This is a genomic window from Roseitalea sp. MMSF_3546 (assembly GCF_030732865.1).
GTDB lineage: Bacteria > Pseudomonadota > Alphaproteobacteria > Rhizobiales > Rhizobiaceae > Roseitalea.
On record NZ_JASHKB010000019.1, the window covers coordinates 22,963 to 36,814 of the forward strand.

Annotated in this window: 14 protein-coding genes; 2 read left to right on the plus strand and 12 right to left on the minus strand. The window is 67.0% G+C overall.

All coding sequences use genetic code 11. From position 1 onward, the window contains the following. Positions 1 to 2 precede the first annotated feature (2 nt). The 5 genes from pdhA to RBB34_RS14405 all read right to left on the minus strand — a co-directional run bounded on the left by pdhA (position 3) and on the right by RBB34_RS14405 (position 4,752). The gene (pdhA, locus tag RBB34_RS14385) at positions 3 to 1,049 is read right to left on the minus strand and encodes a pyruvate dehydrogenase (acetyl-transferring) E1 component subunit alpha (RefSeq protein ID WP_306119925.1); all 1,047 of its coding nucleotides are present in this window, start codon (positions 1,047 to 1,049) and stop codon (positions 3 to 5) included. Positions 1,050 to 1,240: 191 nt separating this feature from the next. Then, positions 1,241 to 1,555, minus strand: coding sequence for a septum formation initiator family protein (locus tag RBB34_RS14390; protein ID WP_306119926.1), 315 nt, complete (start codon positions 1,553 to 1,555; stop codon positions 1,241 to 1,243). A 78-nt stretch (positions 1,556 to 1,633) separates the two neighbouring features. Then, positions 1,634 to 2,905, minus strand: a complete 1,272-nt coding sequence (gene eno / locus RBB34_RS14395) for a phosphopyruvate hydratase (protein WP_306119927.1) — start codon at positions 2,903 to 2,905, stop codon at positions 1,634 to 1,636. A gap of 87 nt (positions 2,906 to 2,992) precedes the next feature. Continuing rightward, entirely contained in the window at positions 2,993 to 3,847 is an 855-nt protein-coding gene (kdsA, locus tag RBB34_RS14400) for a 3-deoxy-8-phosphooctulonate synthase (protein WP_306119928.1), read from the minus strand. Further along, on the minus strand, positions 3,844 to 4,752 hold the full coding sequence (locus RBB34_RS14405) for a VOC family protein (RefSeq protein ID WP_306119929.1): 909 nt from the start codon (positions 4,750 to 4,752) through the stop codon (positions 3,844 to 3,846). The genes kdsA and RBB34_RS14405 overlap by 4 nt, the downstream gene beginning before the upstream one ends. 116 nt (positions 4,753 to 4,868) lie before the next feature. Here RBB34_RS14405 and RBB34_RS14410 point away from each other — a divergent pair, with 116 nt between their 5' ends. Next, entirely contained in the window at positions 4,869 to 5,315 is a 447-nt protein-coding gene (locus RBB34_RS14410) for a DUF4864 domain-containing protein (RefSeq protein ID WP_306119930.1), read from the plus strand. Positions 5,316 to 5,521: 206 nt separating this feature from the next. Here RBB34_RS14410 and tgt read toward each other — a convergent pair whose 3' ends face one another. From tgt to RBB34_RS14440, 6 genes are all read right to left on the minus strand, one after another. Continuing rightward, entirely contained in the window at positions 5,522 to 6,649 is a 1,128-nt protein-coding gene (gene tgt / locus RBB34_RS14415) for a tRNA guanosine(34) transglycosylase Tgt (RefSeq protein WP_306119931.1), read from the minus strand. Next, on the minus strand, positions 6,642 to 7,721 hold the full coding sequence (queA, locus tag RBB34_RS14420) for a tRNA preQ1(34) S-adenosylmethionine ribosyltransferase-isomerase QueA (RefSeq protein ID WP_306119932.1): 1,080 nt from the start codon (positions 7,719 to 7,721) through the stop codon (positions 6,642 to 6,644). The genes tgt and queA overlap by 8 nt, the downstream gene beginning before the upstream one ends. A gap of 61 nt (positions 7,722 to 7,782) precedes the next feature. After that, a complete protein-coding gene (locus RBB34_RS14425; RefSeq protein ID WP_306119933.1) occupies positions 7,783 to 8,289 on the minus strand; it encodes a peptidylprolyl isomerase in 507 nt (168 codons plus the stop codon). A 33-nt stretch (positions 8,290 to 8,322) separates the two neighbouring features. Continuing rightward, the gene (locus RBB34_RS14430) at positions 8,323 to 8,907 is read right to left on the minus strand and encodes a peptidylprolyl isomerase (protein ID WP_306119934.1); all 585 of its coding nucleotides are present in this window, start codon (positions 8,905 to 8,907) and stop codon (positions 8,323 to 8,325) included. A gap of 37 nt (positions 8,908 to 8,944) precedes the next feature. Next, positions 8,945 to 9,445, minus strand: a complete 501-nt coding sequence (gene coaD / locus RBB34_RS14435; protein ID WP_306119935.1) for a pantetheine-phosphate adenylyltransferase — start codon at positions 9,443 to 9,445, stop codon at positions 8,945 to 8,947. A 72-nt stretch (positions 9,446 to 9,517) separates the two neighbouring features. Next, complete coding sequence (locus tag RBB34_RS14440) at positions 9,518 to 9,916, minus strand: hypothetical protein (protein WP_306119936.1); 399 nt, start codon at positions 9,914 to 9,916, stop codon at positions 9,518 to 9,520. A 470-nt stretch (positions 9,917 to 10,386) separates the two neighbouring features. Here RBB34_RS14440 and lexA point away from each other — a divergent pair, with 470 nt between their 5' ends. Next, positions 10,387 to 11,121: a transcriptional repressor LexA gene (lexA, locus tag RBB34_RS14445; RefSeq protein ID WP_306119937.1), complete on the plus strand. Its 735-nt coding sequence runs from the start codon at positions 10,387 to 10,389 to the stop codon at positions 11,119 to 11,121. Between the two features lie 26 nt (positions 11,122 to 11,147). Here the strand turns inward: lexA and RBB34_RS14450 are convergent, their stop codons facing one another. Beyond that, positions 11,148 to 13,691: a ComEC/Rec2 family competence protein gene (locus RBB34_RS14450; RefSeq protein ID WP_306119938.1), complete on the minus strand. Its 2,544-nt coding sequence runs from the start codon at positions 13,689 to 13,691 to the stop codon at positions 11,148 to 11,150. Positions 13,692 to 13,852: the final 161 nt, after the last annotated feature.

The window sequence follows — 13,852 nt, forward strand, 5'->3', positions numbered from 1 at the left end:
CCTCACGCTTCCAGCAGCACATCGGTGTAGAGTTCGGACGGATCGGGCTCGGGATCGTTCTGGGCGAACTCGGCCGCGTCGGCGACGATCGCGCGCACCTCCTTGTCGACCGCCTTGAGTTCGTCCTCGCTCGCCCACTTCTTCTCGATCAGCCGCGCCTTGACCTGCTCGATCGGATCGCTCTCCGAGCGCATCTTCTGCACCTCGTCCTTGGAGCGATACTTGGCCGGGTCCGACATGGAATGGCCGCGATAGCGATAGGTCATCATCTCGACGATGATCGGCCCCTTGCCCGAGCGCGCATGCTCGAGCGCCAGTTCGCCGGCCGACTTGACCGCGCGCACATCCATGCCGTCGACCTGAAAGCCCGGGATCTTGAAGGACAGGCCGCGATGCGAGAAGTCGGTCTCGGCCGAGGACCGCGCCACCGAGGTGCCCATCGCATACCGGTTGTTCTCGATGATGTAGACCACCGGCAGCTTCCACAGCGAGGCCATGTTGAAGCTTTCATAGACCTGGCCCTGATTCGCCGCCCCGTCGCCGAAATAGGTGCAGCAGACCTTGCCGTTCTCGCGATACTGGTTGGCAAAGGCGATGCCCGTGCCAAGCGGCACGTTGGCGCCGACGATGCCGTGGCCGCCATAGAAGTTCTTCTCCTTGGAGAACATGTGCATCGAGCCGCCCTTGCCCTTGGAATAGCCGCCCCGGCGCCCGGTCAGTTCGGCCATCACCCCGCGCGGCTGCATGTCCATGGCCAGCATGTGCCCGTGATCGCGATAGGTGGTGATGGTCTGGTCGCCATCCTCCATCGCCATGGTCATGCCGGTGACGACTGCCTCCTGCCCGATATACAGATGGCAGAACCCGCCGATGAAGCCCATGCCGTAAAGCTGGCCGGCCTTTTCCTCGAACCGCCGGATTAGCAGCATGTCGCGATAGGCGGTCAGTTCCTCGTCCTTGGTGAAGTCGGCCGGCGCCGGCGCGGAGATCGCACCCTTTGCGCCACCTGTCCTGGACTTGGCGGGCGTCTTGCGCGTCCGTGTTGCCATGGCTTGTGTCCCTGTTGCGTTCGCGACGGAGTGTAGCTCACGATCGCCGCACATCAATACGCAATCATGCATAAGTTACATGACGATAAGATCGCAAAATCATTGGAAAAAAGCGCAATTAACTCCATTCGGGTTAATTGCTGCGGCGCACGCTCGCGCTCGTCCCGGTCGACCAGCCGCGGCCGGGCCGGTCACCGGTCATGCAACACGATCACCTCGTTGCCGCGCACCATACCGAGCTGCTTGCGCGCCTGTTCGTCGATCATCTCGCGCTGCAACGAGCCGTCGCGCAGCGCCGCGGTGCGCCATTCAAGACCCTCGCGTTCGGCGACCAGCACCGCAAGTTCGGCGCGCAGCGCGGCCAGTTCGGCTTCATAGGCCTGCTTGGAGGTCAGACCTAGACTGCCATTGATCGCATGGAACCCGAAATAGCCCAGCCCCGCAAGTGCCAGGGTCGGAATGATCAGGTGTCGAAGGGGCGATTTTCTGTACTGACGCGTCCACATGTACCCGGAACCAAGGTGAGCGATTCCGAGCCATAGACGGTTTTGGTTAGCGGGGCCTAAACGCGCGCCCGCAATCGATCAGTGCAGGACGCTGTCGCCGGCATAGCGCGCGCTCTCGCCGAGCATCTGCTCGATGCGGATGAGCTGGTTGTACTTGGCCAGCCGGTCCGAGCGGGCCAGCGAGCCGGTCTTGATCTGCCCGCAATTGGTGGCCACGGCCAGATCGGCGATGGTGGCGTCCTCGGTCTCGCCCGACCGGTGCGACATCACCGCCGTGTAGCCGGCCTTGTGCGCGGTCTCCACCGCGCGCAGCGTCTCGGTCAGCGTGCCGATCTGGTTGACCTTGATCAGGATCGAGTTGGCCACGCCCTTGTCGATGCCCGTTTCGAGCCGCTCGACATTGGTGACGAACAGATCGTCACCCACAAGCTGGCAATCCTCGCCGATCTCGTCGGTCAGCCTGCGCCAGCCCTGCCAGTCGTCCTCATGCATGCCGTCCTCGATCGACAGGATCGGATAGGCCTCGATGAGCTGTTTCAGATAGGCCACCTGCGCGTCGGCATCGCGGGTCGTGCCCTCGCCCGAATAGACATAGCGGCCATCGTCGAAGAACTCCGAGGCCGCGCAGTCGAGCGCGATGTGCATGTCGTTTCCGGGCTTGAACCCGGCCTGCTCGATCGCCTCCATGATGAAGTCGAGCGCCGCTTCGGCGCTTTTCAGGTTCGGCGCGAAGCCGCCCTCATCGCCGATTCCGGTGCTGTGGCCCGCCTCGGTCAGCATCTTCTTGAGCGTGTGGAAGGTCTCGGCGCCCATGCGCACCGCATCGGCCATCGAGGCCGCCCCGACGGGCATGATCATGAACTCCTGAAAATCGATTCCATTGTCGGCATGGGCGCCGCCATTGATGATGTTCATCATCGGCACCGGCAGAATGTGCGCGTTGGCCCCGCCGACATAGTGATGCAGCGGCAGGCCGACCGACTGCGCCGCCGCCCTGGCGACCGCCAGCGAAACGCCCAGGATCGCGTTGGCGCCCAGATTGGCCTTGTTGGGCGTGCCGTCGAGCGCGATCATCGCCTCGTCGATCTTCATCTGCTCGCGCGCATCCATGCCGCCAATGGTGTCGAAGATCGGCCCGTTGACCGCGTCGACCGCGCGCATCACCCCTTTGCCCATGTAGCGGTCGCCGCCGTCGCGCAACTCGACCGCCTCATGGGCGCCCGTCGAGGCGCCCGAGGGCACGGCCGCGCGGCCGCTCACACCGTTTTCGAGCAAGACATCGACCTCGACCGTCGGGTTGCCGCGGCTGTCGAGGATCTGGCGTGCGACGATGTCGATGATGGCGCTCATGGGTGGTTGTCTCCGGTGCGGGCAATGCGGGTGCTCGGCTTCAATTAGCCGAGCTTTGCGGCAAACAAAACCGCTCTTGCGTCGATTTCACGTCGGTGCCTTGATCAGCGCGTCGATCGCCTGAAGGCGGGTCACGAGCGCCTCCATGTCGCCAAGCGGCACCATGTTCGGCCCGTCCGACGGCGCGTTGTCCGGATCGTCATGGGTTTCGATGAACACACCGGCAACGCCGACCGCCACCGCCGCGCGCGCCAGCGGCGGCACCATGGTCCGGTCGCCGCCCGTCGATGCGCCCTGCCCGCCGGGTTGCTGCACCGAATGGGTGGCATCGAAGATCACCGGCGCGCCGGTCGCCGCCATGATCGGCAGCGCCCGCATGTCCGAGACCAGCGTGTTGTAGCCGAAACTGGCCCCGCGTTCGGTCAGCAGCACGTTGGCATTGCCCGAGCCGGTCACCTTGGCGGTGACATTGGCCATGTCCCAGGGCGCCAGAAACTGGCCCTTCTTGATGTTGACGATGCGGCCGGTCTCGGCAGCGGCGATCAGCAGGTCCGTCTGCCGGCACAGAAAGGCCGGGATCTGCAGAATGTCGACGACCGCGGCAACCGGCGCGCACTGGTCGGGTGCGTGCACATCGGTCAGGACCGGCAGGCCGAACTGCTCGCGGATTTCGGCGAAGACCGGCAGCGCCGCCTTGAGCCCCATGCCGCGCCGGCCGGACAGCGAGGTGCGATTGGCCTTGTCGAACGAGGTCTTGAAGACCAGGCCGATGCCGATCCGCTCCGCCAGCGTCTTGAGCGCGTCGGCCATCTTCAGCGCGTGGTCGCGGCTCTCCATCTGGCAGGGCCCGGCGATCAGCGTCAGCGGCAGGGCATTGCCGAAGCGCACCGGCCCGGCTTCGACGACGGCGTTGGGCGCATGGTCGGGCGCCTGCGCGCTCATCGCGCCGAGCCCGCCAGATTGACGGCGAAAAACGCCCCCTGCCCCGGCGCCCGGTCGACGACGAGAAAATGGCTGCACGCGCGCGCCGGCACGCCGGCGTCCTCGATACGGGCGCGAAAGCGCGCCACATCGGCCACGGTCAGCACGATGCCTTCGAGCCTGATGCCGCGGCTACGGTCGGCTCGGTCGACGCCGAAATGGGCGCGCAGCCCTTCGGGCGTCATCACTTCGATCCGCGCATTGGCCGCATCGATCTCGACGCCGAACGAGGCCGCCTCGGTGTCCCGATTGTTGATCACGGGCTGCAGGAAATACTGGAAATCGGTCGGATTGAGCTCGGAAGCGATGATCGCGGCGATGCCCGTCGCGCCGTTTTCGTGCGCCGTCAGACCGCTGCGGTCGATCTGCGGCATTGTCACGCGCTGGCAGGTGAAGAAGAAGCTGTCGGGCGAACGCAGATCGGCGGCAAAGGCGTTCTTGAACGTCGCCCGGCCCGAAGCGCCCGAGGCATCCTCCATCGTGCGCCCGAAGATCAGCTTGCGGCCGGCCGAAATGCCCTGCTCGCGGAACATCGAGTGGTCGGCATCGGCGGTCTCGGTGGCAAAGGCGACAGCCGAAAAGCCCGGCTCGCCATTGCGGAACCGGTAAGCCTGATCGCGCGCCGTGAACACATTGCCCTTCTGCGCGGTGCGCTCGCAATCCTCGCGCTGGCCGACCGCGAGCGGTTCCAGATAGGTGCCGTCGGCAAAGAACACGCACGCGTTCTCGGTGCCGAAGGGATGGCGCGCATCGGGGGCGACAGTGAAGCCCAGCGCGGTCAGCCGGTCGCGCGCGACGCTGAGTTCATCGACCGGCAGAACGCAATGGTCGAGGGCGCGGGGCTGATAGGGCAGATGGGCCGTCATGGGCGCCGGTGTGCCCCATTTGCCCGGCCCGTGCAAGCCGCGCCAGCCGCCCCCGGGCGGTGCGATTTGCCATCCGTGCCATCGCCTCTATCTCACGGACAAACAGGAGGTGTCCCATGCCGAACAGACCCCGTCTTGTCCCCCTTGTCATGGCCGTCGCAAGCACGATCGCCCTTGCCATTGCCTTCATCCTTTCGCCCGCGCAGGCCCGCGCCGACGAGGCGGCCGCGCGCACGATCATCACCGAGCAGCTCGAATCCTTCCTGTCCGGCGACTTTCCCCGCGCCTATTCCTACGCCTCGCCCGACATCAAGCGGATATTCCCGACGCTCGACCGCTTCATGTCCATGGTCCAGACCGGCTATCTGCCGGTTCTGCGGCCTGGCAACTACGCCTTCGGCGAGGTTCGCGCGGCCAGCGACGGCCGCATCGTGCAGGACGTGTTGATCCAGGGCCCCGACGGGCGCTCCTGGACCGCGACCTACTTCATGGAGTTGCAGGACGACGGGACGTGGAAGGTCGACGGCGTGCAGCTGCGCGAGGGCGCCGCCGGGATGACGTGACGACGTAATCCCGCCTGAACCAAGACCCCCATCCTTCATCCCTCCCCCGCAAGCGTGGGAGGGAAGACATCGAAACCGCGCCGCTCAACCAAATCACGAGCCTGGCGCAAATCCCGACGCCAAGGTCGAATGCAGAAGCCCTCCGTCCCACGCTTGCGGGGAGGGATGACGGGTGGGGGCAGAAAAGCCGACGTCCGCAAAGCGCATCAAGGCGCGGGGATATCGCCCTTTTCCCACATCGCCTCGGTCTCGGCGGCGAAGGCGGCGAATCGCCCCTCCTCAATGGCGCTGCGCATCTCACGCATGAGCCACTGGTAGTAGAAGGTGTTGTGCCAGCTCAGCAGCATCATGCCGAGCAGTTCGTTCGAACGCACCAGATGATGCAGATAGGCGCGCGAATAGTCCCGAGAGGCCGGGCACGCCATCTGATCGTCCAGCGGCCGATGGTCCTCGGCATGGCGGGCGTTCTTCAAATTGATCCGCCCGCGCCGGGTAAAGGCAAGCCCGTGCCGGCCCGAGCGCGTCGGCATGACGCAGTCGAACATGTCGACCCCGCGCGCCACCGAGCGGAGCAGGTCCTGCGGCGTGCCGACGCCCATCAGATAGCGCGGCTTGTGTCCTGGCAATATGGGACAGACCACGTCGAGCATGGCCAGCATCACCTCTTGCGGCTCGCCGACCGCCAGACCGCCGATCGAATAGCCCTTGAGGTCCATCGCAGTCAGCGCCCGGGCCGATTGTTCGCGCAACGTCTCGTCATCGCCGCCCTGCACGATGCCGAACATCGCCTTTGCCGGCTGATCGCCGAACGCGACCCGACAGCGCTCGGCCCAGCGCAGCGACAGTTCCATGGCCGCCTTCATGGTCTCGTCATCGGCCGGCAGCGCCACGCATTCATCGAGCTGCATCTGGATGTCCGAGCCGAGCAGCCCCTGGATCTCGATGGAGCGTTCCGGGCTCATCTCGTGCATGGCGCCGTCGACATGGCTCTTGAAGGTAGCGCCCTGCTCGCTCATCTGGCGCAGCGCCGACAGGCTCATCACCTGGAACCCGCCCGAATCGGTCAGGATCGGCCCGTCCCAGCCGATGAAGCGGTGCAGCCCGCCAAGGCGCGCGACGCGCTCGGCGCCAGGCCGCAGCATCAGATGATAGGTGTTGCCCAGGATGATGTCGGCGCCGGCGTCACGCACCTGGTCGAGATAGAGCCCCTTGACCGTGCCGGCCGTGCCGACCGGCATGAAGGCGGGCGTGGCGATGGCGCCGCGCCCGGTCGTCACCGTGCCGCGCCGCGCGCAGCCATCGGTCGCCTCGAGCCGGAAGCCGAACTCAGCCATCGGGATCGGTCCGGAACAGCAGGCTGGAATCGCCATAGGAATAAAAGCGGTAGCCCGTCTCGATCGCGTGCGCATAGGCGCGCCGCATGGTTTCGAGCCCGGCAAAGGCCGACACCAGCATCATCAGCGTCGAGCGCGGCAGGTGGAAATTGGTCATCAGCACGTCGACGCAGCGGAACCGGTAACCGGGCGTGATGAAGATGTCGGTCGCCCCGGCGAACGGATGGACGGTGCCCGAGCCGTCGGCCGCGCTTTCGAGCAGGCGCAGCGATGTCGTGCCGACCGAGACGATGCGGCCGCCCCGCGCCCGCGTCTCGTTGATCAGCGCGGCCGTCGCCTCGGAGACATGGCCGATCTCGGCGTGCATGACATGGTCGTCGGTATCCTCGGCCTTGACCGGCAGGAAGGTGCCGGCGCCGACATGCAGCGTCACGAAGGCGCGGTTGATGCCGGCCGCATCGAGCGCCTCGAACAGCCGGTCGGTGAAGTGCAGCCCCGCCGTGGGCGCGGCGACCGCGCCGTCCTCGCGCGCATAGACGGTCTGGTAGTCGGCGCGGTCGCGTTCGTCGTCGGCACGCTTGGATGCGATATAGGGCGGCAGCGGAATGTGGCCTGCCAGCGCGATCGCCGCATCGAGGTCGGGGCCGGCGAGATCGAAGGCCAGGTCCACCTCGCCGCCCTCGCCCTTCGCGACGACCGTCGCGTCGAGCGCGCCGAGCAGGCAGGCGTCGCTTGCCGCACCGAAGCGGATGCGGTCGCCGGGTTTGAGCTTCTTGGCGCCGCGCGCGAACGCCTTCCAGCGGTTCGGCGCGGTGCGCATATGCAGCGTTGCGCCGATGGTCGCGATCTGGCCGTCGCGCTCGCGGGTGCCCTCGAGCTGAGCCGGAATGACGCGCGTGTCGTTAAAGACCATCAGATCGCCCGCCGACAGAAAGGACGGCAGGTCCATGACGCCCGCATCGGTCAGCGTGTCGCCGCGCACGACAAGCATGCGCGCCGCATCGCGCGGGCTCGCCGGCCTTAGCGCGATGCGCTCTTCGGGAAGCTCGAAATCGAATTCATCGACGCGCATGGCGGCCTATCCAGCCGGACAAAGGGGGCTTGCCGCCAAACGGTCGGCCCGCCCGCATGGCTCAAACGTCCGCCGCCACCTTCATCGACACGATCGAATCGGGATCGCGCACCGGCTCGCCGCGCTTGATCTGGTCGACATTGTCCATGCCCTCGATCACTTCGCCCCAGACCGTGTATTGCCGGTCCAGGAACGAGGCGTCCTCGAAACAGATGAAGAACTGCGAGTTGGCCGAATTGGGGTTCTGGGCCCGTGCCATCGAGCAGGTGCCGCGACCATGATTGGCGTCCGAGAACTCGGCCTTCAGATCGGGCTTGGACGAGCCGCCCATGCCGGCGCGCGAGGGGTCGAAATGCGGCCCGTCGGTCTTGCCGAAGCGCACATCGCCGGTCTGCGCCATGAACCCGTCGATGACGCGGTGGAACACCACGCCGTCATACTCGCCGGCCCGGGCCAGCTCCTTGATGCGCGCGACATGGCCCGGCGCCAGGTCCGGCCGCATCTCGATGACCACCTGGCCCTTGGTCGTCTCCATCACCAGCGTGTTTTCGGGGTCGTTATAGGCCAATGGGCTGTCCTTTCGCTTGCGGTTGGAACTTGGCTACTGGTCTGCGCCGATGACGACCTCGATCATGCGGTCGGGGTCGCTGACGGCACCGTTGCGGTCCGGATCGCCGCGCTTGATGTTGTCGACATGCTCCATGCCCTCGAGCACCTTGCCGACGACGGTGTACTGGCCGTCGAGGAACCGGCCCTCATCGAACATGATGAAGAACTGCGAATTGGCCGAATTGGGGTTCTGCGCGCGCGCCATGCCGACGACGCCGCGCGTGAACGGCTCGGAGGAGAATTCGGCCGGCAGGTCCGGCATGGTCGAGCCGCCCGTGCCCGCGCGCTCGGCGTCATAGCCCTGGGCAACGTCGCCGAACTCGACATCGCCGGTCTGCGCCATGAAGCCGTCGATCACGCGGTGAAAGGCGACATTGTCATATTCGCCCTCGCGCACCAGCGCCTTGATCTGCGCCACGTGCTTGGGCGCCAGATCCGGACGCAGCCCGACAACGACCTCGCCGTCCTTGAGCGTGATGATCATCGTGTCTTCGGCATCCTGCGCGGCAACGGGCCCGGCCAGGGCAATGATGGCGCCGGCCAGCAGGGCTATCGCGCCGTTCTTGAAAAACTGCATTTGTGGCATGAACTCCGGCAAGGGTTGGAAATCGCATCTACGAGGCCGAAAAGCGCGCCTTCAAGGCCGCTTCGACCGAGGGCGGGACGAAGTGCGAGACATCGCCGCCCATGGCGGCGATCTGGCGCACCAGTGTGGCGGCGATGGGGCGCGTTTCGGCCTCCGCCGGCACGAACACAGTCTCGACGTCCGGGGCCATGGTGGTGTTCATGCCCGCCATCTGCATCTCATAGGCATAGTCGGTCGAATCGCGCAGCCCGCGCAGCATGGCGATGGCGCCCGCCGCCCGCGCCGCCTCGATCACCAGCCCGTCGAAGGCGGCCACCGACACCCGGTCGCCGGCCATGCCGGTCTCGTCGAGTGCGGCGCCGATCAGCGCCCGCCGTTCGTCATAGGTGAACAGCCCCGCCTTGCCCGCATGCACGCCGATCGCGATCGTGACATGGTCGAACAGCACCAGCCCGGCGCGCAGCACCGACAGGTGCCCGTTCGTCAACGGGTCGAACGATCCGGCATAGATGGCCGTGCGGGCAGACATGGAGCTAGCGTGTAGGCGAGAATGGCGCGGCTGCAAAGCCCTGACGCGGCGAACCGTGCCGGCCGATCCGGGTCATCCGCTCTGGCACACGATGGCATAGGCGCCCTGCCCGGCGATGTGAACGATACCGGCCTCGGCACCGCTCTTGCCTTCGAAGGCCCGCTCGACGCGCAGCCGCACCGTGATCTCGTTGATATTGGCGTCGGTGAAGTCGGCGACGAGCCGGTCGTCATCGACCAGACCCTGACCGAACACCATCGGCACCGCATCCGAATCGGACCCGGCGTCGGTGGTATAGACGCTGCCCTGCGCCTCGACCCGCGCCAGCAGTACCGACAGCACCGGCAGCCGGCCGACCAGCATGAACACCGATATATCGGCACCATCGGCGCCGCGGCACTCGACGGTGCCGGTTGCCCCCGCCGCGGCAGGAAACAGCGTCAGCGCGCCAGCCAGCGCCAGCAGCCGCATGCACAATGCCCCAAGGTCAACCATCCGGTAAGGCCCTCCGACTATCATGTGAACCATCGCACAGCGCACGCATTGTCAACCCAGTAGACCAATCGTCAATGCAACAGACCGCCGGAGACGAAACATGTTCGCAACCTATGCCATTACCGTGACCGTCGCCATCATTGCCGGCTCGTCCGCCCTGTCGATCGGACTTCTTCTGCGCCCGCGCAGCTAGGGTCTTTCGAGCGCCGCCGCGCCGGGCTGCCGCGCAACCCTTGCGGTCAGCGTTTCAGAGCCTCGAATCGGTTGCCGCGGGGGCTTGGGCCCCTGCGGATCACATACTCCCAGCCATCACCGTTATCGCCGCGATGCGCCCGAATTCGGGCGCAAACGGCCCTGGCTGTAACCGGAAATTAACCATTGCGGAACACAACTGGAACAGTTATGCTCTGTTCAAGTTTTGTTTTCGTTTGTTTCCGGACACTGCCATGCTCACACGCAAACAACTGGACCTTTTGATGTTCATCAACGAGCGTCTGAAGGAGACCGGCGTGCCGCCCTCTTTCGACGAGATGAAGGACGCGCTGGATCTGGCCTCCAAATCGGGGATTCACCGGCTGATCACCGCGCTCGAGGAGCGCGGGTTCATCCGCCGACTGCCCAACCGCGCCCGCGCGCTCGAGGTGATCAAATTGCCCGAGGCGATGCAGCCGATCAACCAGGTGCGCCAGCGCTTTTCGCCCAGCGTGGTCGAGGGCGGGCTCGGCAAGCCGGCCGCCGACAAGGCGCGCGCCAGGCTCGCCGCGGCCGCTTCCGCCCCCCCCGCCGACGGACCGGACGCGGAGAACGGGCTGCCGGTGATGGGCAAGATCGCCGCGGGCGTGCCGATCTCCGCCATAGAGAACCAGACGCGCACCGTCGTGGTGCCGCCCGACATGCTCGGCCGCGGCGAGCATTTCGCACTCGATGTCGAAGGCGATTCGATGATCAATGCCGGCATTCTCGACGGCGACACGGTGGTGATCAGGCGCACCGATTCGGCCAATCCCGGCGAGATCGTGGTTGCGCTGGTCGACGACGAGGAGGCCACGCTCAAGCGGTTTCGGCGCAAGGGCGCCTCGATCGCGCTGGAGGCGGCAAACCCGGCCTATGAAACGCGCATCTTCGGCCCCGACCGGGTGCGCATCCAGGGCCGGCTCGTCGGGCTCGTCCGACGCTATTGAGCCACGCGCGTTCGGCCGCCGCACGGTCAGTCGTACGGCGCCAGGTTGCGCGCCGCCCGGCTGTATTGACGGTGATCGTGCCAGGGCCGCAGCGGCAGCGAGACGGCATGGCGGGCCACCAGAGGCGGCCGGCCGTTGCGCAAGGCCGTGTGCTCGGCGCGCCCATGCGCCGCGCCCCGTGACCGGCCGGGGAAGATTTCGGCGCTGCCCTTGAGGGCGAGGTCCTGCGCGGTGATGACGAGCGTGTCGTCAGCGCAGAACGGAGTGGCCGGCGCATAGGCCAGAACGATCAGGTCGAAACGCGCGCAATGGCCCGGCGCGACCGCATCCGGTTCGGTGGCGATCGCCGCGACATAGCGCCTGTCGCCCGATCCGATCGTCGTGGTGCACACCGTCTTCGAGCACGTCATCGGCCGCGCCGTATCGACGCGCGAGACCGGATCGTCGTCGCCGCGTTCCCGCTGCGGATCGGTTCGGGGCCCGGTTGGTGCCCGGGCCGTAGCTGACGGAGCGGCGCCCACCGGGTCGTCGTGACGTTCGGGCTTGACGATGCCCGGCGCCGCATAGGCCATCTGCCATTGCTCGACAATGAAGGCGCTCGGCCGGCCGCGATTGACGGCGAGCATCGGCTGCCCCTGCGGGCCGCTCGCGCCGATGGCCGCGAATTGCCGGCCATCCTCGGAGATGACCGCCAGCGGTCGTTGCGGGCCGGCCGTCAACGCCACGACGGCCAGCGCGGCGGGCGCCAGCCCCAGCCAGCGCAGCCATGTGCGGCACACGCACAGCCAGATCAGCGCCACCGTCGCGGCGATCATGGCGCCTTCGGTCATCGCGCCGACCATGCCCGAAGGGGAATGCGCGGTGATCCATTCGGCGATCGCCAGGATCCAGCCCGCGCTCTGCGCCATCGCCCAGTAAAGATGACCGTCCAGTCCGAACGGAATGGCCAGCGTTGCGACAATGGCGATCGGCATGGTCACCAGCGAGACGATGGGCATGGCGCCCAGATTGGTGAAAAGGCCCAGCACCGCCACGCGCTGGAAGTGATAGGCCGCATACAGCCCGCTCGCCAGGCCGGCGACGATCGAGGTTGCGGCCAGCGCGGCAAAGAATCGGCCGGCGCCGCCTGCGACAGCCAATGCGCCGGTGGGTCGGACCATTGCGCCCTTGCGGCGCATGCGCGCCGCGCGCGCCCGGTTCCAGATGTCGTAGAGCGCGATCAGTGCCAGCGTCGCGGCGAAAGACATGTGAAAACTCGGCCCGATCACCGCGGCGGGCGCCAGCGCGATCACGATGACGGCGGCAATGGCAAGGTTGCGTTTGGAGATCGCTGCCCTGTCGGCCAGCAGCGCGGCGAGCATCACCGCCAGCATGATGAACGAGCGCTGCGTGGCCACGCTCGCGCCGGCCAGGAACAGATAGACGAAGATCGCCGCAAAGGCGGTCACCGCCGCATATTTCTTGACCGCATGCGAGGACGCAAAGCTGCCTGCTGTCGCAAGTCCGGCGCGCAGCACAACCATCACGGTGCCGGCGACCAGCGCCATGTGCAGGCCCGAGATCGACAATATGTGCGCAAGTCCGGACACCCGCAGCGCCTCGTTGACCGGTTCGGGGATCGCCGTCTTGTGGCCGGTGACCAGCGCCGAGGAGACGATGCCCGCATTGCCCGGCGCCGCCGCCTTGATGCGCTCGGCCAGCCACAGCCGGCCGTTCTGCAAGCTGTTATCGAGCGTCCCCATCAGGCCGGGCCGGGGCGGCACGGCCACCATGTCGGGCGGGCCGTAGAAGAAACCATTGGCCCCATGGCCGGCAAAATAGCCGTGAAACGCGAAATCGTACCCGCCCGGGCGCGCCGGCCCCGAATGCGGCAACAGCCGGGCGCGGCCCGTCAGCCCGTCGCCGACCCGCAGATCGGGAACCGGCTTGCGCGCGGTGACCCGCAGCCGGTCGGGCACATAGTAAAGGCGCGGACGCTCGGTCGCGAGCACATCGAGCGTGTACCGGACCGATCCGTTCGCCCGGTGTTCGATGCGCACCACGCGGCCGGTCAGGCTGGTCGTGACTTCGGAGCCGAGCATCTGGGTGTTGCGCGCGACGGTGTGCCACTGCGCCAGCCCCATGCCCGCGACCAGCAAGGTGCCGGCCAGCAGCGCCCGGGCCAAAAGCGGTGCGCGGTATCGCGCGGCAAGCCAGCCGGCCGCCAGCACCGCCAGCCCGAGGATCATGCTGTGGCGCGCCGGTTCGACCGGCAGCGCGAAATAGACCGTGCAGCCGGCGATCAGCAACACCGGTATGAGAAGGAACGGCGTGCCGAACTCGGCCTCGTCGACCAGCGCCCGTGCGAAACGCGCCCGGCCGGCCTCGATGGACAACCGACCGGCAAGCCCGCGCCCGATCCCGGCGCCGCGTCCTTGCCGGTCGCCGCCGGCCGGTTCGACGATCACGGTGGCGGGCTGCGTGCCGTCAGCTTCGCGCCGCGGCGGGGATCTGGCCGGATCGGCAGCGCCGCCGGGCCGAAAGGCGGCCCGTTCGTCCGCCGGTCCGGGCACGGCCGCATGCGCTGCCACCGCTCCGGTCCTGCCCGCCTTGCCGCCCTCCCCGCGTTCCACCGCCGCCCCTTTCTGGGTGTCGCTGCCTGCACCCGACGGCCAGTGTGCCCATGGCTGGCATGCGCTTGCAAGCGGCCCCGCGCTTGCAACTTCACCGCTGTGTGCTACCACCCACGGGC